Here is a 22,303-nt window from a genome sequence, read left to right as displayed (position 1 = left end):
TAGAAAACCAAGGAATTCCTAAAACTTTCGAAATGTAAGAGAAACTTCGCTTCTCTTATCCCCAACCGTAAACAATCTCCCAGATTGTTTAAGCAACACATTCAAAACAATCGCGACAACCATTAACCTGAGTTTTCTTTGAAAACAAAATTAAAGACAGTAGTTGCAGCTACTGTCTTTTCTTGCGTTGTGCTATAAGTATCTTCAAACTTTAGCGTTACATGTGTTGTAACACGTTATCGGAAAAAATTGTCAAGAAATAAGTTTTTCATTATTTATAAGCTTGATAAGAATGAATGTGTAAGTCTGAACGACCAGTAAATGGAGCAATTTCAGACATCAAGGTTTCAAAACGACTATCTTGCATCAAAACATTTTGACCATAAACCATTAAATGAATTGGTTCAGCCGCTTCGCTAATCAAGTTCCCTTCAGCATCAAAGATTTCTTTTTTACGACTACGCAAATCGTCTAAAATTTCTTCCAAGATGACTAAAGACGCAGTCACATCATCAGAGGCACCTTCAAAGCGATCAAATGGGTTATAAAACTTGATTTCACGCTTCAAATCTTCGCCAGCATCGATGACGTAGACCATTCCCTTGTGATCGAAAAGATAATGACGGAATTGCTTCACAGCATCCTTAGGATTAATCTCTGGCAAGTTAGGATCAGAAGCATTATTAACCTCCTCCTCTTGTTCAATGTCAAGATTATCAAGTTCTTCATCTTCTTGAGCTTTCTCTACTTGATGATCAGCTACCTCAAGCGCAGGTTCCGCATCTTCATCAAGGCTAGTTGCTTCAGAAACTACTTCTTCAGCTACTTCATCTTCTGACTCTAGATTTGATTTTTCAGGATCTTCAGCAAGTTCTACCTTTTCAATTAAATCATCAGCTTCAGAATCAGCACTTTCATCACTGTCCGGTTCAAGCTGATAATCATCTTCTAATTCTTCACTGCCATCAGTTGCTGATCCTTCGTCCTCTTTGGCTTCCTCAATCCTACTATCTTCCAAAGTAGATTCTTCCTCAAGAGATGTCTCCTCAACTTCGACTGCCTCAGCAAGTTCTTGATCAGGTAATTCTTGGCTACCAAGTGTTTTATCAGCAAGATTAGTTGCTTCAGATTGTCCTTGAGACTCTTCAAACTCTTCCGCTGATACATCTTTGCTATCAATGTTATCAGTAGATTCAGATAACTCAGTAGCCTCTTGTCTTTTAGCTAATTCTTTTTCAAGAAGCTCTGGAATTGTCTCAGCTTTTTCTTCTTCAGGTTCATGATATTCTTCTTGAGACTTTCTAGGCACCAAAGCATCGATTTTAGCCATCAACTCTGCCTTATTGATTTCTCTTTTTTTGTATTCAACAACTTGGAGAGGATCCACCAAAATCGGATATTCAGATTCTTCTTTGATTGACAAATTAGTCACTCGAAGAGAGGTGAAAACATCAATCAATACCCCAAAAACACGTTGACGATTATCACCCAAAATTGCTTGAAATACAGATTTTGATTCACAAATTTCTAAAACATGATCAATCCCGCGAACCCAGCTACCTACAATATCCAAAGAATGATTCATCAACCTAAACGATGGTTCATCATACCAAAATGTTGATTTAATTAACTTCTCTTGTTTAGAAAGCGCATCCACAGCAGCCAAAATTTCACCAAGTTCAGACTGAACAACGTTAGGTGAAAAAGAGGCGCCCAGTAATGATGGCGTCTTCTCAACCAAAACAATCTCATCTCTGAAAAGTGTTAGGTAATGAATGCTGACAAGTAACTTTTGAATCAATAATCGATGTCCATTTGAATTAGTATTTTTCATCACTACCACCACACTCACTTTACCATTTATATTACAGTTTTATTACAATTTACTACTACTAATATATCATATAATAAGCAAAAGGACAACGAAAAATCATAAGAAAGCCAAAGAATCACAGAAAAAACGAACGAGGTATTATTTGACAAAAAAACTAACTTTTTGTACAATGTGTATACAAGGTATACACAAGTAGAAAGCAGGTGATTTTATGTCTCTTGTAAAAGCAAGAAAAGTAGGTAATTCAATTACCATAACTCTTCCAAAAGATTTGGGAGTTTCAATAGGTGAAGAATTTACCATTGAAAAAGGGAGAAATAATGTTATTATGCTAGTTCCTAAAATGACTAACCCTTTTGATGGAAATACTGACTTGCATATGACAGATGATTTTGAGGAGGTTACTCTCTTAGATCATGAATAAATATATTCCTCAAAAGCAGGATATTATTTGGATTGACTTTAATCCATCAAAAGGTAAAGAAATTCAAAAACGACGTCCTGCGTTAGTTGTTTCAAGCGATAACTACAGCAAACAAACAGGTTTTGTTGCTGTCTGTCCAATAACACATGGTCAGCAAAAACTAAAAGAAAAGGGACTCCTTGTGGAAGTCCAATCTGAAAAAGTTGATGGTTTTGTTAACCCTTTTCAATTACACACTTTTGATTACAAAGCAAGAGGTGCTGAAAAAATAACTATCTTGGATAATTTCTCTTTTGCAAAAGTTATACAATTGAATCGTTTTATTTTTGAATAATTCATCTCTATACCATATTTCTCCAGAAGTAATTAAACTTCTGGAGATTTTTCAATTTATAGTTCATACCGCTTCTTCGATACAAAAGCTACCAGCTTGATATTCTGCAATCCCTATTTAACTTCTTTTTGAAACTTTTTAAAGAGGCACTTATTTTCATCAATTTTTAAATCATTAATGCTTTTCACCATCTCTAGTCTCCTACTTTTTAACACTTAGACAAAAAACGAGGGCTTTCACCCTCGTTTTAATATTTATTTTTTAACGTCTTGTTTGTAGAATTCTTTCAAAGCTTCTTGCCATGTTGGGATAACAAAGCCAGTTGCTTTTGCTTTTTTAAGACTCATTGTTGAGTTAAGTGGACGTTTTGCTTTTGCTGGGAATTGGCTTGAATCAACTGGTTTAACAACAACGTCAGTATCTTTCAAGATTTCAACTGCAAAGTCATACCAAGTTGTATCTTCAGTAGCATCATTTGACAAGTGGTAGTAACCAAATTCTTTTTGGTTTTCTGTCAAGTAAGTCATGAATTCAGCCAACGTACGAGTCCAAGTTGGACGACCGTGTTGGTCATTAACAACTGTCAATGTGTCATGAGTTTTGGCAAGGTTTTGCATTGTGAAGACAAAGTTTTTACCGTAGTTACCAAATACCCAAGCTGTACGGATGATGTAGAATTTTTCAGCGTATTTTTCAACAGCTTCTTCACCCAAACGTTTTGTACGACCATATTCAGTTTGAGGGTCTGGAGTATCATCAACTTCCCATTCTTGACCAACTGGTTTTTTACCATCAAAAACATAGTCAGTTGAAATGTAAACAAGAGTTGCACCATATTTAGCAGCTACTTTAGCAACGATTTCAGTACCTGTTACGTTAATCGCGTAATCAAGTTCTTTACCTTCATCCTCAGCAGCATCAACCGCAGTGTAAGCCGCACAGTGGTATACAAGTGTTGGTTTGACTTGTGCAAACACTTCATCAACTTTTTCAGCATTAGTGATGTCCATTTCTGCAACGTCAACTGCTACATACTCCTCACCACGTTCATCCAAAAGATAACGTAATTCTGTTCCTAATTGCCCATTGGCACCTGTAACTAAAATCATTTTAGCACTCCTCATAATATCTAATTAAAGGCTTTCAAACCTTTTAAATCATTCCCTACTATTTTACACTATTTTTTCAGAAAAAGCAGTAAAGAGTGGGGATTATTAGAAATAATTCTAAAAATTTAACAAAGATCCTTGCTACTTCTACACTTCACTATAAAAAAGGGCTCTATAATTTCTGTAGTGGGTAAATCCCCACTAAGAAGCTATGGAGCTTTTGAGTATACAAAAAGTCCCATATGACTTAAAATTTAAAGCGACGAAACAATAAATAGAAAGAATCATATGAGGCAACTCTATAATACTACAGAATTAATCGGAATTAAAGATAAAAATATCACTTTAACTAAAGTTTTTCAATGTGAAACTCATATTGAAATAGCAGCTACGCTTGATTATACAGCACTTAAGTGTTGCCATTGCCAAGGGAAACAAATCAAATACGACTTTCAAAAGCCTTCTAAGATTCCTTTTATTGAAATTGGTGGAATCCCTAGTCTTATTCGTTTGAAGAAGAGAGAATTTCAATGCAAAGACTGACATAAAGTGACGGTTTCTGAGACCTCCCTTGTTCAGAAAAACTATCAAATCTCTGAACTAGTGAAGCGGAAAACAACTCAACTCTTACTTAATCGAGAAGCTTTAACGCACATCGCTGAAAAACTTGCCCTCTCTACCTCAACTGTGTATCGTAAGCTTAAACAATTTCAGTTCAAGGATAACTTTTCAACCTTACCTGAAGTACTGTCTTGGGATGAATTCTCTTATCAAAAAAGAAAAACTAGCTTTTATTGCTCAAGACCATAACACGAAGAAAATCATTACGATCCTTGATAACAGACGACAAACAACCATTCGTAATCACTTTTTCAAATACTCTAAAGAAGCTCGAGAAGGAGTGAAAATCGTTACTATGGACATGTCTGGTAATTACATCCCTTTAATCATGTTGCTTCGCTCTCCAGTTTCTAGGCTCAGGCTGAAACAGTCTATTCCTAGACTGTTTCACTCCCAAATACTAAAATTGTTCTTGACCGTTTTCACATTGTCCAACACATGAACCGAGCACTAAAACAGACACGTATTCAAATAATGAAACAATTTGAGAAGAAATCTCTTGAATATCGTGTTCTAAAATATTACTGGAAACTCATTCAAAAGGATCGTCGAAAACTATCGCCTAATGCTTTTTATTCAAGGACTTTCAGAGAAACGTTAACGCCTAAAGAGTGTTTAGACAAGATTTTTAAACACGTTCCGCAACTTGAAAAATACTACAGCCTTTATCAATTACTTCTTTTCCACTTACAAGAAAAAAATATCGAACAATTTTTTGGATTAATTCAGGAAGCTTTGCTTCAACTTAATCATCCTTTTAAAATAGCATTAACAACTTTCATTCGGTATCAGAAATACATCACTAAAGCCATTAAGCTTCCTTATTCTAATACCAAACTTGAAGCAAACAACAAGTTCATCAGAGATATTAAACGAAACGCTTTTGGTTACAGAAACTGTGACAACTTTAAAAAACGCATTTACCTCGCTTTGAACAGCAAAAAAGCGAGAACATCATTTGTTCTCGCTATAGCTTAACTTTGCCACCCACTACAGTTGATAAAGAGCCATATTTTTGTTCTCGATGAAGTATAATTTTATTACTCGGCACAAGTTGATAAAAAGCGATAAAATTATCACTTTAAGCATTTATTTTAAACTTTTTACAGCATCTGCCACAACTTTTTGAGTAAAGTAACCATCCTGCAACTTTTGTCCAAGGTTTACTGCATTTTTCTGATAATTAAGATAATCTCGTAGCGTCATTTTATTTAGATGATTTGTAATTTCATAAATTGATGAAACAGTAAAACCAACATCATGTTTTAAAACAAAAGCTGCTTCTGCGGATTCCTCCCAAACAATAACTGGAATGCCTGAGGCTAGATATAATGACAACTTATGAGGGTTATTAAATTTAAGATAATTCCCCGTAGCACCACTACATGTCTCAAGACTATCTCCATCCCAAACCAAACCGAATCCAATATTCAATTCATGAGGAATTTGATTAGATGGAAAAGCCCCCTTATATACAACATTAGTGGTATCACTATTTAATTCATAATTGACACCATAAAGATTAACGTTCAAATTTAATAACTGATTAAGTTTATAAACATAAGGTGACTTATTTCTACTTAAATTCCCAGCAACAGTTATAGTTTTATCAAAATTAGAAGTTTCTTTTAAAGATTTATCTGTCAAATAATCAAAAATTTCAAGAACAAACATTTTTGAAGATGGAACTCCATGTTCAATAAACCATTGTTTCATCCTTTCGTTGTGAACAATAAGTATATCAGCCAGTTCTATCATTTGTGAAAATTCATCCTTATAATAGTTTGAATTAAATGATCCTCGCAATTCCCCAACATCATGAACAATCGATATTACTTTAATATTTTTTTTCTTTTTTAAATTTTTTAACTGAGTAAAACGCCCATATTGTTTATGATAAAATGGATTTTGCAGAAATAGAATTGAATCATTTTCTACCTTTTGATATATGATTTTCCATTGGTTAACATAATTCGACTGACGAATTACCTTTTTGATTGGATTTTTATTTTCAGGTAAAGTCATTATCTCAAGTGCTTCAACACCTAATTGAGATAAAATCTCAGCTACATCACTAGTTGCCTTAGAACCAGCATGCATTAAAGTTTCTGAAATCTCAACTATCTGATACATTTTTCTATTCATGCTTATTATCTTTTAACATTCTAGACAAAAGTCTTACTGTTTTCCTTTCTTTTAAAATTCTCTCAAACTATATAAAAATTTATTATATTTATGATTTTTACAACTATCTTTTTAATTATTTAAATAATACTTTTTCATAGATCGTCCGTAATTTGTCAGCACCTTGCTTAATATCAAAGCCGCGTTTTTCAAATGATTCCATATCTTTTAATAAAATACGATAATTTAGGATATTTTCAATCTGTTGAGCCCAAGACTTCGCATTTTCATTGATAGATAGAAAATAAAAGTTACTATTTACCTTTGCTAATTCTGGTACAGCATCACTAACAAGACACGGAAGCCCCGAAGCCTGTGCTTCAATATTTACAATTCCAAATCCTTCATATAAAGAGGGGAGAATAAACACATCATATGCTTGTAATAAGTCCTTAACATCAGATCGATTGCCTAAAAATTTAATGTGTTCTAACACTCCCTTTTCTTTTGCTTTGTTTACTAATTCATTTTTCAATGGACCATCTCCAATCCAAACAAACTGATAGGATTCGTCCATATTAACAAGCTCTTCCACTATTTTTAAGATAAATAACGGATTTTTTTCCTCTGATAAACGACCAATAGTACCAACTGCTTTGGCATGTTCTGATAACCTAAGTTTTTCTCGCATTTTTATACGAGTAGTCTTATTAAATTTATAATCTTTAAGAGATATACCATTTTCTATAATCCTTACATTATCATCGCTCCCAAATAAAAAAGTAGCCGCTACTTTACTACAAGCAATTCTTTCAATATAAAAAAGCTTTCTTAAATATTTTTTCGAAAGTGATATTAAAATTTTCCCAAATCTATTTTCATACTTACTTTTAGTACTGTGGGCGTGCACCACATAACGATTTATACCTGAAAGCTTCGCTAAAAGAATCCCTTTCGTCGCTTCCCAAGCATCATCTGCGTTAATATGAGCTATAACATATTTTTCTTTCCTTAAATATTTAGTAAGAATAAAAAAGCGCATCAAAAATTTAGAAAGCTTATTTTTTTTATATGGTTCAATAATTATTCGAGCATGGCGCCCTTTTATTTTATCAAAATAAGTAGAATCCTTTACTTTGATTTTTGATAAGAAATCAACCTGGTAGTCTTTAACTAAAGATTCTGTTAAATTCCAGGCAATAACAGATCTACCTCCACGTCCAAAATTTTCAGCCCCTATCATCAAAACTTTAGGTCTATTACTAATATTTTGAGCTTCAATTACATCATTTACAACTTCAATATTAGAATCTAATGATAATTTTTTCATATTTATTTTTCAAATGATCCTTTCTCTGGAAAAATTCCATCTAAGACTTTTACTAAGTTATTTACTTCCATTTCAAAATTATCAGAATTAAAATCATCATTAACACAAATATTCTTATACTTTTTAGAGGTTAATAGTTCTCTTACACGATCCTTATCTCCTATTGAAACATAGGTACCAAAGTTTACATCTTGTGGATAAAACATATTAGTTTCAATATTCCAATATCCCATCAACCAATGATTAACATCTTCTAATGTTCGGAATCTATTCGAAGAAACATTATTAAAGAGTTCTGGCTCAAGACTCCACAATTTCTTGAAAGTTGACTTCAAATGAGGTTGTGAAACATGGATATCCTTGTAGGCAGGAATACCATTTTTTGCTAGTGATAATAGATTAGTTAAATTTGATTTACCATATCGATAGTTAAAAAACTTGAATGGGTGTTTTTTTAACGCCTTTCTATTAAAGAAATACTTATTCATCACCAGAATATTATTCAACTCAATGTGATTAAACTTCTCCAATGGGATGATAAAACGATAAACACCTAGAAGTCTCGGCAAACCATTTTTAAAGTAGTCTTCTGGTTTCAACGGTTGAGTCAAAAAGAAATCGTCATTAAAAATAACAAAATGTTCACTTAATTCTGGTATTCGATGAAGATTAAGCTCAATGACATTTGAATTAAAGGTAGGTAAAAATTCTTTTGGTATGTAGTCGCTATGCTTGACCACTCTAAGTTTTGGATGAGAGGTATCTAACCATTCTGGTAAATGCCCTTCGGTTATTAAAAATATTTTATTAACCCATGGTGCAAACTTTTCTATTGATCTGAACCAGTAGTGAAAAGTGTTCATATCTCTAAAGCGATGTTCTGAGTTAAGTGAATTATCTCCAGAATATTTAGCCTTTGAGCGCTGCCAATTCAAATCTGTATTATCTACCCACGTCACAACAAAATCAATCTTAGGTATTTCAACCATTATACTACTCTCCTTCTCCAAGTAATAATTTTTGTACCCTCTTTACTTCAATACTAATTTCAAAATGCTTTTCAATAAATTTCTGAACAATCAAGTCTCCATTTAAGCGCTTATCATTATTCTTAACTGAAAGAAGGACGTCAACCCACGAAGAAATCGGTGCATTTAAATCTAAAAATGTTGTCAAGTCAGTAACATTAACCTTTTTAGGAACACTTGTAGATGTGATAACAGGCAAACCATTTGCTTGAGCTTCTAATGCAGCTATCCCCAATCCTTCAAACCTTGACGGAAAGAAAAATACATCAAAAGTACTCAACCATTCCGAAATATTACTCTGAACACCAGTAAAGATTACCTTATCTCTCAAATCATAATCATTAGTTTTTTTAATTAGCATCTCTTTATCAGGACCATCACCCACTAATATCAATTTTGAATCTTTACTTATATTCTGAAAATCACGGAATACCTCTAATATAAATTCCTGATTCTTTTGATATTGCAAGCGTCCAATATTTCCCAAAACAAAAGTAGATGGTGCAATATTATTTTGATTTCTCAATTTATTTCTTGCTTTTTGATTAAATTTTGATTGAGCAACATCAATGGCATTTGGAATTATTTGTACTTTTTCTGTATGTATATCTTCATAAAAAAAGGTTGCGGCACCTTTCGAGCATGCCCAATAATCTGTAGCATAATATTTTAGCAGCATTTGATTTTTCTTATGATAAAATCTTTTTATCGCTCCCTTAACCCCAGTTTCCATATGTTTAGAATTATGACTATGAATAATCCTTCTAGGAATATTATATTTTTTAGCTAACTTAAGACAATCAATATTTGCTAAGTTATTCAAATGTACCCAGATAGCATCATACTTACCTGCATTTTTTTTAAAAAATCGGTGAAGTTCTATTTTATTTTTTAATGGTGACTTTCCAAATGAAGGAATATGATACATTTTACAGTTCATTAATTTGAAAATATCTTCGTAAGCAATATTATTCATCGTATTGGATAAAAAATCAAACTGAAGCTTTGTTTTATCAAACTTTTGTAAATAGTTTAGTACAAAACTCTCCATGCCACCAGGATTTTCTGTCATTCCTACAATAAGTACTTTTAGCAAATTATTCTCCTTTGACTCTGTTAACTTCTATTTAAGAAACATCTATATAACCCTGCTAATATATCTGCATTTTTTATAATATCATATTTAGGATCTAAAACAACCTCCTCGCTTCTCTTACTAATATCAATACTTGCAATAACTTCACACCACATCTCAACACCTTGTTTCAAATCTAAATGAACAATATTAGCAGAAATATCTGCATCTTCTGGCACTCCTGTCGAAGTTACACAGAATAGCCCATTAGCCTGTGCCTCCAAAATAGAGATTCCCAAGCCCTCATATACAGATGGAAAAACAAATAAGTCAAATACTTGCAACAGTTCTGGAATATCATTTCTATCTCCAAGAAATTTAACTTTTTCGCTCAAGCCATGCTTTATAACTTTTTTTCCTAATAACTCTCTATCCTCACCGCCACCAACCAGCACTAATTTATAATTTGGATTTTGAAGAGACAATTTTTCGAGTATACTTAATAGAAAGATTTGATTCTTTTGCGAAGTAAGTCTACCGGTGTGACCAATTATAATATCTGTTTTTAAAAAGCCTAATTTTTTACGTAATGCTACGCGACGATCACCATCGAAAATATACGCACTATAATCAATTGCATTTCTAACTATATCATACTGATGATTTGGAAATAGAAAATCTCCAGCTAAAGCTGTGCAAGCCATACAGTGATTAGCATATTTTTTCCCAATTGCTAAAAGTGGAATATTCCTAAGTGAATGTATCAAAGTATCAGCTGCCTTATTTTGATGACTATGTAAAATTCTAACTGGTACCTTATATCTTTGGGCGTATTTCAAATAAAGAAAAGCCGCATTTGCCATATGACAATGCACAACATCGTATTGTTTTTTCGAAAGAATGTCAACATAGTTAGATTTTATGATTGAAAAATTTTTAGGAGAAAATTTAGGTAAAAGAAAGACCTTTCCTCCAAAATTTTCTACTTCAGAAACATAATCCAAGGCGTTAACATCGTGAGAAAGAATATCTATTTGAAATTCTTTCATATTCAAATGACGTAAATTATTCATTACAAAACTCTCAATTCCACCTGAATAATTAAATGTAGGCAAAATCATTAATACTCTTACTTGAGAAGCCATCCTACCCTCTCTAATATATGTGATATTTTCTAAATTTAGTTAGTAACTAAAACTTAATGTAACTTAATCTTATAATTTCCAAAATAAAAACTATTATCAAATAATACCGACTTAATAATATATGCTGCAATGAAAATTTTTAATGTATTTATATTTAATATCGTCTCATAAAATCGATTTGAAAATATCAACATGATTAAATCGTTAAATAAAAATGCATACATGAAAAGAGTCATTGTTAATATATTTTTGTGTGAAGATATCCTAATGCTTCTATAAATAGTCGTATAATAAAACGAAATAATCGCCATTAACACACACAACCCAATATAACCAAAATCATATAAAAATTGATAGAAAGTCGTATAAACATTTCCCAATTCGTACGTGCTGTTGTATCTTACAAAAGGAAGATATAATTCTATTGATTGTAAATTACGTTTAGGGAGCCAATAATTCCAAAATGAAATAAAAGTTTGACTTCCAAAATAATCTTGAACTACAGGAAACTGATATTTTTGAATAAATAAATCTAAATTGTATAAAGGCGCTCCAAGATAGATATATAAATAGTGAAATACATCATACTCAACAGCACGACCATAAAGTGTCAAACTAATTGTAAACAAAGCAACGACAACAATTGAAGCTTGAATAATCTTCCTCAATACCTTTCGCATTTGCTCTCTTGTATATCCTTTATTCAAATTTAGAATATAAAAAAGGAAAAAAATAAATGTTACTACACGAAATATTGGTGATCTACTTCCTCCCAAATACATTTGACCAACTAGCAAAATGATAATACTAAAATCTAACATTTGAAATGTTTTATTTGAAATAAAGTTTTGAACGATTTTATAAGCAATCAAATATCCAAATGCCTGAGTTATTATCGAAAGATTTGATACAATTCTGGGTAAATTTATATTTAAAGTTGAAAAATGTTTTGAATCAAATTTTATGAGTTTATCATATAGAGCAATCTTCTCGGTCAAACTTGCTCCTCCGAGTCCACTTACTGCCGCAACTTGTCCTAAGCGTCTATACTGAAAGTAAATCACAACAACAAACGATAAAATAGCCAAATAATATACATACTTCGGGACAGCTATTGGTTTATTTACACTCAGATTATCCAAGTAAAAGCCACTAATTTCTCTATGTCTTCGCCTCAAATTAATAAAGTTAAAAATAGTGAATAATAGATATGATATCAACAATATTATTAGTACTTCAACATGAAATTCTAAATTTAAATATGTTAGCGCAAATATATTAAATATTCCTTGAATCAAAAATAGCAACGGAAAGATGACAGCAGGATTAAAAAAATCATTCTTAGTCAAAAAGAGGTTTAAAATCGCAAAAAACAAAGAAATCAAACAAATACAAACTAAAATCATAACTTTACTTTCCTAACTATTCTAAAAACTCTTTCCATACTTCTTACCTAAAAATTTAGCCTGTAGGAATGATTTACCTTTATTCCACATGTTCACTTTTTCCATGTACATAAAAGGAACTTCTTTTGGTTTTATATTTTTTTTGTTCAACCAAACATTAAATAATAGCTCACTGACACGACCATATAAACGAGCTTCAAAAGAAGTGTAATTTGACATATCAATAACTTCATAAAGTTTATCTAAGATTGGAAAAAGCCAAGAAAGATAATCATCAACTAATTCTTTTTTCATGATAAACATATTGAACATATACCCTCTACGTTGCTTCATCACTTTATCGTACGACTCTAAATAGTCAGGAGAAATCTCTGCAATGATTTCACGTGTTTTATCTAAATGGCTACCATCAAGAGTATGTGCATAGTGCGAATAGAGTGTCTCAATATAGTACTTACGCTTTTTAGGTACAATAACGTCAGATTCAGCTAACAATTCTTCAACCTCATCTTGTAACAAAATAACATCATCAATTTTAATGTCATCAGTATAAGGTCGACTTTTATTTGTAAAATATCGACGGTAATGGACTAAACCAAGATAATCACATTCAAGATTTTTCCACGCCCAATACAATCCTGTCAATTCACAGTAATAAGGATTAAGACTAGAAATATTATCTCCAGTATTATCTCCTATATAACCTAAATCCTCCTTCCCTTCACGACCAACATGAAGAGGAAGATATAAATTGGTATCTTTAGGCATCTGAAATTTTTTATGAGTTGCTACAATTAATTTTACGTCTTTCAAAACACTTTTCCTTATCATTAATTTAATTCACACTCAACACATTCCAAAGCCGCTTCGATAACTTTGTGCATATCATAATAACGATATTGTCCAAGTCGTCCACCAAAAATAACATTTCCTTGCGCATCTGCAAGCTTCTTATACTCTTGGTAAAGATTATTATTACGATCGTTATTTACTGGGTAGTAAGGTTCATCACCTTTTTTCCAAGTTTTAGGATGTTCTTTCGTGATAATAGTTTTCTCTTGGGTTCCGAATTCAAAGTGTTTATGTTCGATAATACGAGTGTATGGTGTTTCAGAATCTGTGTAGTTAACGACAGCATTCCCTTGGTAATTTTCCATATCAAGGAGTTCAGTTTCAAAACGAAGGCTGCGGTATTCTAACTCCCCAAGTTGATAATCAAAGAATTGATCAATCATTCCTGTAAAGACAATTTTAGGGAATTCTTTCAAATATTCATCTTTGTTATCAAAGAAATCTACGCCAGTTTCGACATCAATATTATCATGCGCTAGCATTTTTTCAATGATTTGTGTATAACCACCGATTGGAATACCTTGGTAAGTATCGTTGAAGTAGTTATTGTCATAAGTCAAACGAACTGGTAAACGGCGAATGATAAAGGCTGGCAATTCTGTACAAGCTTTACCCCATTGTTTTTCAGTGTAATCTTTGACAAGCTTTTCGTAAATATCTGTTCCCACAAGTGAAATAGCTTGTTCTTCTAAATTTTCAGGCTCTTTTCCGTTAAGAACGGCACGTTGTTCATCAATTTTAGCCTGTGCTTCTGCTGGTGTTACAACTCCCCAAAGTTTATTGAACGTATTCATATTGAAAGGAAGATTATAAATTTCACCTTTGTAATTAGCAATCGGAGAATTTGTATAACGATTAAATTCTGCAAATTGATTAATGTAATTCCAGATTTCCTTATCAGAAGTATGGAAAATATGTGCGCCATATTCATGCACTTGAATACCTTCTACTTCTTTAGTATAGATATTCCCTGCAATATGATCACGTTTTTCAATAACTTTAACTTTTTTTCCTTTTTTAGCAGCTTCGTGTGCAAAAATTGCACCGAATAACCCTGAACCAACAACTAAATAATCATAATTTGACATAAAAATCTCCTATTTTTTCATATAACGTAGTAAGTACATAGTAAATTCTTCTTTTAGTAACAACCCTACTAAGCCGTAAATCAGCCCAAAAATAATAGCCGAAATAACTAATACTATAAAGAGTGAAGAAATATTACTAATAAATAATATATTTGCTATTAAAACAAGTATAGTAGCTAATAAAGTAGATATGATATTTTTATACAATTTGATATTAGCCACAATTTCTTTCAAAAAATCACGTAATACATAGATTTGATAGCTTGTGACAAAGAATTCAGCAACTAACGTACCAAATGCCGCACCTGAAGCTCCAAATCTAGGGATAAAAATAGCATTTATTATTAGATTGACAATTGCACCAAGAAAAACCGACTTTAAAACATCATTTTCTCTATCCATTGGAACTAACATCTGAATGCCTAATAAATTTGAAATTCCTATTAAGAAAAGCGTTGGCATAATAATTTGCATAGGAAGTATTGAACCTGTATAGGCATCACCTGACAAAAAGTAAATACCTTCTTTAGCAAAAACTGTAAAATAAACCCATAGAGGTATTGATACAAAACACACAAATTGTAAAGAACGAACGGTTAATTCTTTAAATTCTTTAGTCTTTCCTTCCTTAATGTAAAAAGATAATCTAGGAAGAAGAACAGCTCCCATAGACGTTACCAAGCTAACAAGTATTGTTTTTATTTTTACAGCAGCATTGTAATATCCTACTGCTTCATCACCTTTCATAAATCCAAGCATTACTGAATCAAGGTTAGTATATACAGTAGTTGCAATAGTCATCATAAAAAAACTAAAAATAGGTTTTACGTGTTGACTAAGATTCATATTAGGATACCATTTTAGATTAAGAAAACGTCGTAAATTAATAAAGTTAAAGAAGTTAGATCCGACACTCGCCAAGATAGTAATTGCACCATAAATAACATAGTCGCTTTTTTGATGTACCATCAAGAACATTAAAACAAGTGATACTAATTTCAAAAGAATTGATCTGATAGTGATATAAGAATACTCTTCCAATGCTTTATACAGCCACTCACAGCCAATCAAATTAAAGAATAGAGTAGCAATATTAATCATAAATAGAACTTTATCTTGTGCCATACGAGGTACTAAGATTATGGCAATAATATAGACAAGCAGTGATAATCCCATCGCAACAGAATTTATCACCATAATTTCTTGAACAGTTTTTGATAATTCGTCTCTGTCATCTCTAACTTTTGCGCATGCCCTAATACCATAGGTTGGAATTCCTAACATACCAACCATTGAAAAATATGAAACTATTGACGTTGCAAAAGCAACTTTACCTGTTCCGACAGGCAAAAGAACACGTGATACATACGGAAAAGTTATCAATGGGAAAATAAAATTTGACATAGTCAGAACAAAATTCATGACTATGTTTAATTTTACGGAGCTTCTTTTCCTATTTTTCTCTACTATCAACTCTACCTACTTCCCTCTCTTTTTAGTACGACTCCAAATGTTTTGGCAATAATTTTAATATCTTCACTGATGCTCCAGTTTTGGATATACTTCATATCAAGTGCCACGACTTCTTCAAAATCGGTGATGTCACTTCGCCCACTGACCTGCCATAGACCAGTAATACCAGGTTTTGTAGTCAAGCGTTTGAAATGATGCAATTCATAATGATGATATTCATCAAGCGTTGGTGGTCGTGTCCCAACCACTGACATTTCTCCTTTTAGGACATTGATGAATTGGGGCAACTCATCAATAGACCAATCGCGAAGTTTGTGTCCAAATGGAAAGATTCGAGGGTCATCTTCCATCTTGAACATCAAATTCGTATCCAAATCATTTTGCTCTAGCAATTCTTTTTTACGTTCTTCAGCATCAGTATACATGCTTCTAAACTTATAAATCTCAAAGACTTTACCATTTTTACCGACACGCTTTTGCTTGAACAGCAAAGGCCCAGACGATTGCTTTTTAACAATCGGAGTAATAATAAGGGCAACAATTCCTGTTAAGATAATTCCTACAATAGCAAAAACAATATCAATCAAGCGTTTGAGAACAAGCTGGCGGCATTTGACAATATTAACCGCTGTTGTGACAAAAGTTAAGTCATCAATTTTCTTAACGACACTATCAGACACATAATAATCTGATAAGTTACCAGCCTTGATAGTCGTTGGAATACCAAGCAGGCGAATATAACGACCGATTTCTCTAAAATCAGACTGGTAATTGGTGTTGATAAAGATCTCATCGACCTGATGGTTGGCGACAAAATCACGAATCTCATCAAGTTCCCAGATAACTGGGTACTTCAAATCATTACGCTTTTTGTGACTAATATAAGCAAGCACTTGATAGTTATTTTGCTTAAGAACTGCTTCAAGTTTTTCTTCATCACTAAAGTCAGTTACTAAAAGAATCTTCTTACTGTCAGATTCTTTAGGCTTGAGACATCTTTTGACAAATACTCGGCCGACAAAAGTCAACCCTGCCACTAGCAGAAAAAGAACTAGCAAAAAAGTGTATGACATGATTGAGATATCATTGATGAATCGAAACTTACCAAGTATCAGTACAAAAGATAACAGCACAACCGTCCTTGTAGCATACTTTAACGACGCTTTATGTTCTTGTAAATATCCTCTATTTAATACATTTGAATACTCATCACTCAGGACACTGATTAGGGCTAGAAGAACCGCAAAGATAACTGCAAAGAATTTACTTTCAAAAAACGAATATGAATAAATATTTGCTAGAATCCCATATGCTACTAATAGCGCTACAATGTCAGAGAGAAGATAGAATAATTTCTTTTTCGAATCTTCGCTATACATACTTTATTTTTCTAAAACACTTTATTTTTTGTCTTCTTTTTTCGATGATTTACCGTACTCACCATATGAACCGTAGCCACCATAACTACCATATGAACCGTAGTAATCTCTACGAATATCAAATTGATTCAAAATAACCCCAAGAAAAGCAGCTCCACTTTGTTCAAGTTGTTCTTTTAGTTTTGTAATAGTACGGCGTTTGTCAACACCTGGTTTTGTAACCAAAAGACTGGCATCTGAACTGTGAGCAATAATAGCCGCATCAACCACACGACCAAGTGGTGGTGTATCAATGATGATATAATCGTAAAGTCCACGAACTGTCTCAATCATCTTATCATAGTTATCGTTTTGGATAAGTGATGTTGGATTTGGTGGCACTTGCCCTGCTGGAATCACCATGAGATTATCAATCGTAGTATCACAAATGACATCTGACAATTCCGCATTACCTGATAGGTAGCTTGTCAACCCATCATAACGTTCTTTTGATTTAAAAGTACCAGACATGACAGAGTTACGAGTATCGGCATCAATCAATAATGTACGAAAACCTGCTTTTGCAAAAGAGATAGCAAGGTTAGTTGATGTGGTTGATTTTCCTTCACCTGGTTGAGCAGATGTCAAAGCGATAACTTTCAAGTTACGACCGCTAAACTGAATGTTTGTACGGATAGTATTGTAATACTCCTCCAAGGTTTTAATCATTTGAGCTTTGGCTCTTACTAATTCTAATTGTGGCATTACAATTCTCTCCCTTACATTTTATCTACATCTGGTACTACACCAAGAAGGGTCATACCAAGTGTTTCTTCGATATCTTCTGGACGACGTACACGATCATCAAGGACTTCAGCAACCAAGATTCCAACGATAGCTAAGAAAACTCCTGCTAATGCACCAATAGCAGCATTTTTCTTAACATTTGGTGATGATGGATGACTTGGTTTTGTTGCTGATTCAAGTGTTGTGACATCATCAACTTTTGTGACAGCTTTAATCTTTTCAGCAGCCACTTGACGAACAGTATTTGCGATATCGCTAGCTCTTTGCGCATCTGTATCTGTAACAGCAATTGAAATGACACGTGTATCAGTAGGAATAGTTACAGCGATTTCTTTAGAAAGTTCAGTAGTTGATGATGATAACTTTTCTTGATCAATAACTGATGATAAGACTTCATTTGATGTGATAACTTCTTTATAGTCGTTAACCAAGTAAGACCCAGCTTGAAGATCTTGGTTAGTTAGACTAGCATCACTACTTCGGCTAACAACATAGATACGTGTTGTCGAAGTGTATTTTGGTTTAATGAAGAAAACACTACCTAGTAAAGCAATTGTCCCAACAAGAAGACCAACAAATACGATAAAGAATTTTTTACTCCATAACTTTCTTAGCAAGTAGAGAACGTCAATTTCGATACTTGCGTTGTCATTTGTGTTCATATATACTCCTATAAATCTTTATTTTCTAATAAGGTTTTAGTATTTCCTTCAAATAGGTTGTAAGCTCGTTTGCCACCAAAGTCTTTCGTAATGATTTCTCGCGCTACGTCCATATAAGGAGGACGAGCATCGAGATTATGCATATCACTAGCAACGATGTGAACTAGATTCTTTTCAAGGAAATAACGTGCGCGCTTTTTAAACTTACGGTACTTATCTCCAAAAAGCTTTGGTTTCAAGATATGTGCGCTATTAATCTGTGTGTAGCAGCCCATGTTAATCAACTCACGCACGCGTTCTTCCTTATTTTCAAGCGCATCATAGCGTTCGATATGTGCAATGATTGGTGTAACGCCCTGCATAAGGACTTTATTAAGCCCATCATGAATCTCTTTCCATGAAGTCTTCATGCTAAACTCAATCAAAGCAAACTGTGTGTCATTCATGCGAGGCACTTGATGATTTTCTAACTTTTCAAGAAGCGCATTATTATAGTAGAGTTCGCCACCATATAAAATCTCAAGGCCGTCAAACTTAGCTTCTGCTGCTTCTTTGACCTGCTTAAAATTTTCCCAGATTTTTTCCTCAGGTGTCTTAAACAAATCACGTCGTCTGTGAGAGGTTGAGACGATGGTACGAACACCTTGACGATAACTTTCACCAATCAAGGCTAAACTTTCTTCTATAGTAGATGGTCCGTCATCCACATCAAAGACAATGTGTGAGTGAATATCTATCATCTAACTTACTTACCTTCCATAACATCTTTGATAACTTGGGAAGCTTTTGCCACACTAGCATCATCTAATTGAATCATGTAAAGGCTTGATGATGGCATAGCGTATGAGACTAACTGACCAGTTGATCCTGTACCAGTTACTTCTTGTGAGGTAACGGTAAATTTCTTACCTGAATCAAGTTGATTGTTAACCAACTTCATCATAGTATCTACTTTCATATCTGTCTGGATAGAATCTTGGACATTAGAAATGATTGTAGAATAATTTGATACAGATTTTAGGGATGTCAACTTATCAAGAATAGCTTGAATGACCTTCATCTGGTTATTACCACGGTCATAGTCACCATGTTCAAGGCTATAACGTTCACGAACAAAGGCTAGAGCTTCTTCACCTGAACTTAAATTGATATTACCGACCTCAAATGAATAATTTTTATTTGTATAGGCAGTAAACGCCTGGTCATTATAAACAGTCACACCACCAAGGGCATCGATTAATTTCAAGAAAGAATCAAAGTTAAGTCGTGCATAGTAATCAATCTTAATGCCATAGAGATTTTCAAGTGTCTTCTCAGATGTCTCAACACCGTAGATACCAGCGTGGGTCAACTTATCATACTGATCAGCTCCGCCATCTGGAATCTTAACATAAGAGTCACGTGGTGTTTCAGTCATCAAAATCTTATGCGTCTTCATGTTAACGGTTAAAATCAAGTTAACGTCTGAACGTGAGACCGTTGAGACTGAACCATAGGTATCAATACCACTGATGTAGATGTTAAAGACATCACTACTTGATGCTTTAGCCTTATCTTTAACGCTTTTCTTAATCTTATAAGTATAGATGGTCTTAAGGTTTGATTGATAATTGTCATAAGACATTTCAAGCAAACTTGAGTAAGCACTGTTAAAGACCATAGCTTGACTTGATCCATTAACCAAGTTTTCATAAGCGACTTGATAAGAATCAACTTTCTCAGTCGATAAATCAACTTCCTTATCATCCTTGATATGAGAAAGCAATTCATCAATATTGCTCCTATCAGCATCTAGCGGTGCTTGAACGCTTGACAGCTCTGTGACATCATTAACTGAGCTATTGGCTGGAACGACCACACTCATCTCGATTTCTGAATATGAGGCAGATTCGTTCATATTGTGAGCCACATCAACAATCGACTTGAAGGCAAAAAGTGAGATGGCCGCAATGATTGAGAAAACCACTAATAGGACGGTCGTCAATACTTTCCCTTTCTTGCAGATTGTCAAGACCAGACAAAGCGCAAAAATAGCTACTAATATAATAGTATAAACTAAGTTAAGGTGCCTAAAGGCTAAGATCTGATGCGCATACATGGTGTACGTCGCAAGTCCAGCAAGTAATGCATACAAGACCAAAAGCGCACCATTAACAATCGTCAAGCCATTAAAACGAGAGCGCCGTTTTGAACTTCTATGATGCTTATGATGACTACTATGATGATGTCCCTGATGACTACCATGGTGATGTGAATAAGTCGGCATTTTTATTAAATCTCCGCTTTCTAAATTATCATTAACGTCCTTATTTTAACACTTTCTTATCAAATATTCAATTTCAGATTTTTTGAAACTTTACAGAATAATTCGTTTACCTTTTCATAAATGTGTCAATAATAGCGATTTAATTTTTAAAAAATGGCTCATTTGAGCGAATCATCACATTTTCGTTGCATTTTTGTAAAATTTTCGTCATTTTGAAATCGTCCGTTTTTAACCGTTATGACTAACTTTTATGACTGAATTTCTCATGTTTTTATCTTTATTTCCAAACAAAATTTTTATACGTTATGGCTAAAAAAGTGTGATAGATTATTGAATATCATCAATTTCTACCACACTTATTATTTATTTTTCAAAGTTTGATTTTTCTGGGAAGAGTTTTTCAAAGACTTGATTGACTTTTACCTTCATTTGATCAAAGTCAGTGATGCGTACACTATCATTGATGCAGATACATTTCACCTTTTTAGGGTGTTCCAACACCTCAATAATCTTATCAAGATCCCTTGGAAGGGTATTGTAACTGGTTGAACCTGGCTTTTTAGGAATAAATCGTCCAGTCATCAACTGCCAATCACGCAGCAACCAAGGATTGACATTGTGTTTTTCACGGAATTTACTACGGCAGGTTGCATCCAAGACTTCTCCTTCTTTTTCCCAAAGTTCCTCAAAAGTTGATTTCATCAAAGATAGCGAATTATGCGGTTCATAAATGCCATTGATGGCTGCTCCTCGTGAAAAGAGCAAGGTTCTAAGCAAGTATTTCCCATATTTTGGTGAAAACCACTTCTTGTTCTTTCTGATATCTTTGACTGAGAAGTATTTGTTAATAATCTCAAGGTTATTCATGACAATGGGCGCAATGCCATCAGGTCTCACGATATAAGGTGTCAGCGCAGCAATGTCTTTTGGCAAACCTTTTTCAAAATAATCTTCTTTTGTCGTCTTCGAGATGATAAACATATCATCGTTAAATTCGATAAAATGCTCGGCTAATCCTGGAATACGGTGCATGTTCAACTCAATTGTGTGTGAGTTAAAGGTTGGCAAGTATTCTTTCGGGATAAAGTCGGTGTGTTTAACGATGTGTAATTTAGGATGCTCGGTATTTAACCATTTTGGCAAATGTCCCCACGTCACAAAGTGAATCTTATTGACCCAGGGCATGTTTTTTTCAACACCTCTGAAAAAATACTGAAGGTTTTCCCAATCTCGAAAACGAGCATCACTAGTCGCCGCTTTGTATTTCTTTTCTTCTGGCAAATAGTGATTTTTTTCTTCCTGCCAGGCGGGATCATTGCCATCCACCCAGAGCAGGACAATATCAACGTTAGTGTCCACGACTACCT

19 protein-coding genes and 1 pseudogene are annotated in these 22,303 nt (G+C 33.5%); 3 read left to right on the top strand and 17 right to left on the bottom strand.

Going from position 1 to position 22,303, the window contains the following annotated elements; translation table 11 throughout:
• Nucleotides 1-271 precede the first annotated feature (271 nt).
• Complete coding sequence (locus BLP98_RS04540; RefSeq protein ID WP_081341162.1) at nt 272-1,834, bottom strand: hypothetical protein; 1,563 nt, start codon at nt 1,832-1,834, stop codon at nt 272-274.
• Nucleotides 1,835-2,045: 211 nt separating this feature from the next.
• Here BLP98_RS04540 and mazE point away from each other — a divergent pair, with 211 nt between their 5' ends.
• Together mazE and BLP98_RS04530 are read left to right on the top strand one after the other, a co-directional pair.
• Nucleotides 2,046-2,258, top strand: coding sequence for a type II toxin-antitoxin system PemI/MazE family antitoxin (gene mazE, locus BLP98_RS04535; protein WP_074482116.1), 213 nt, complete (start codon nt 2,046-2,048; stop codon nt 2,256-2,258).
• Nucleotides 2,248-2,592, top strand: coding sequence for a type II toxin-antitoxin system PemK/MazF family toxin (locus BLP98_RS04530; protein ID WP_142349355.1), 345 nt, complete (start codon nt 2,248-2,250; stop codon nt 2,590-2,592). Before mazE ends, BLP98_RS04530 begins: the two co-directional genes overlap by 11 nt.
• A gap of 254 nt (nt 2,593-2,846) precedes the next feature.
• Here the strand turns inward: BLP98_RS04530 and rfbD are convergent, their stop codons facing one another.
• Nucleotides 2,847-3,701, bottom strand: a complete 855-nt coding sequence (gene rfbD, locus BLP98_RS04525) for a dTDP-4-dehydrorhamnose reductase (RefSeq protein ID WP_074482114.1) — start codon at nt 3,699-3,701, stop codon at nt 2,847-2,849.
• A gap of 288 nt (nt 3,702-3,989) precedes the next feature.
• Here rfbD and BLP98_RS09310 point away from each other — a divergent pair.
• A pseudogene (locus BLP98_RS09310) lies at nt 3,990-5,300 on the top strand (transposase).
• Between the two features lie 111 nt (nt 5,301-5,411).
• Here the strand turns inward: BLP98_RS09310 and BLP98_RS04510 are convergent.
• The 15 genes from BLP98_RS04510 to BLP98_RS04440 form a co-directional block, all read right to left on the bottom strand.
• A complete protein-coding gene (locus BLP98_RS04510) occupies nt 5,412-6,467 on the bottom strand; it encodes a glycosyltransferase (protein WP_074482112.1) in 1,056 nt (351 codons plus the stop codon).
• 115 nt (nt 6,468-6,582) lie between these two features.
• Nucleotides 6,583-7,776, bottom strand: a complete 1,194-nt coding sequence (locus BLP98_RS04505; RefSeq protein WP_081341160.1) for a glycosyltransferase — start codon at nt 7,774-7,776, stop codon at nt 6,583-6,585.
• A 2-nt stretch (nt 7,777-7,778) separates the two neighbouring features.
• A complete protein-coding gene (locus BLP98_RS04500; RefSeq protein ID WP_074482246.1) occupies nt 7,779-8,756 on the bottom strand; it encodes a Stealth CR1 domain-containing protein in 978 nt (325 codons plus the stop codon).
• A 13-nt stretch (nt 8,757-8,769) separates the two neighbouring features.
• Nucleotides 8,770-9,900, bottom strand: coding sequence for a glycosyltransferase family 1 protein (locus tag BLP98_RS04495; protein WP_074482111.1), 1,131 nt, complete (start codon nt 9,898-9,900; stop codon nt 8,770-8,772).
• 20 nt (nt 9,901-9,920) lie between these two features.
• Nucleotides 9,921-11,024 (bottom strand): glycosyltransferase, encoded by a 1,104-nt coding sequence (locus tag BLP98_RS04490; RefSeq protein WP_074482110.1) that lies wholly within the window; start codon nt 11,022-11,024, stop codon nt 9,921-9,923.
• A 53-nt stretch (nt 11,025-11,077) separates the two neighbouring features.
• On the bottom strand, nt 11,078-12,430 hold the full coding sequence (locus tag BLP98_RS04485; protein ID WP_074482109.1) for an O-antigen polymerase: 1,353 nt from the start codon (nt 12,428-12,430) through the stop codon (nt 11,078-11,080).
• Nucleotides 12,431-12,451: 21 nt separating this feature from the next.
• Nucleotides 12,452-13,243, bottom strand: a complete 792-nt coding sequence (locus BLP98_RS04480; protein ID WP_074482108.1) for a DUF4422 domain-containing protein — start codon at nt 13,241-13,243, stop codon at nt 12,452-12,454.
• A 17-nt stretch (nt 13,244-13,260) separates the two neighbouring features.
• Nucleotides 13,261-14,370: a UDP-galactopyranose mutase gene (glf, locus tag BLP98_RS04475; protein WP_074482107.1), complete on the bottom strand. Its 1,110-nt coding sequence runs from the start codon at nt 14,368-14,370 to the stop codon at nt 13,261-13,263.
• 9 nt (nt 14,371-14,379) lie between these two features.
• Entirely contained in the window at nt 14,380-15,792 is a 1,413-nt protein-coding gene (locus tag BLP98_RS04470) for a flippase (RefSeq protein WP_074482245.1), read from the bottom strand.
• Between the two features lie 53 nt (nt 15,793-15,845).
• Nucleotides 15,846-17,222 carry a sugar transferase gene (locus tag BLP98_RS04465; RefSeq protein ID WP_074482106.1) on the bottom strand — a complete coding sequence of 459 codons (1,377 nt, stop codon included), beginning with the start codon at nt 17,220-17,222 and terminating at the stop codon, nt 15,846-15,848.
• Nucleotides 17,223-17,243: 21 nt separating this feature from the next.
• On the bottom strand, nt 17,244-17,966 hold the full coding sequence (locus tag BLP98_RS04460) for a tyrosine-protein kinase (RefSeq protein WP_074482105.1): 723 nt from the start codon (nt 17,964-17,966) through the stop codon (nt 17,244-17,246).
• Nucleotides 17,967-17,980: 14 nt separating this feature from the next.
• On the bottom strand, nt 17,981-18,670 hold the full coding sequence (locus BLP98_RS04455) for a Wzz/FepE/Etk N-terminal domain-containing protein (RefSeq protein ID WP_074482104.1): 690 nt from the start codon (nt 18,668-18,670) through the stop codon (nt 17,981-17,983).
• An 8-nt stretch (nt 18,671-18,678) separates the two neighbouring features.
• Nucleotides 18,679-19,410: a capsular polysaccharide biosynthesis protein Cps4B gene (cps4B, locus tag BLP98_RS04450; RefSeq protein ID WP_074482103.1), complete on the bottom strand. Its 732-nt coding sequence runs from the start codon at nt 19,408-19,410 to the stop codon at nt 18,679-18,681.
• A gap of 5 nt (nt 19,411-19,415) precedes the next feature.
• Entirely contained in the window at nt 19,416-20,936 is a 1,521-nt protein-coding gene (locus tag BLP98_RS04445) for an LCP family glycopolymer transferase CpsA (RefSeq protein WP_074482102.1), read from the bottom strand.
• Between the two features lie 363 nt (nt 20,937-21,299).
• Entirely contained in the window at nt 21,300-22,295 is a 996-nt protein-coding gene (locus tag BLP98_RS04440) for a stealth family protein (protein ID WP_074482101.1), read from the bottom strand.
• Between the last annotated feature and the right edge of the window lie 8 nt (nt 22,296-22,303).

The sequence above is a fragment of the Streptococcus equinus genome, assembly GCF_900104225.1.
Taxonomy (GTDB): domain Bacteria; phylum Bacillota; class Bacilli; order Lactobacillales; family Streptococcaceae; genus Streptococcus; species Streptococcus equinus_D.
This window is presented reverse-complemented; position numbering and strand designations above follow the sequence as displayed.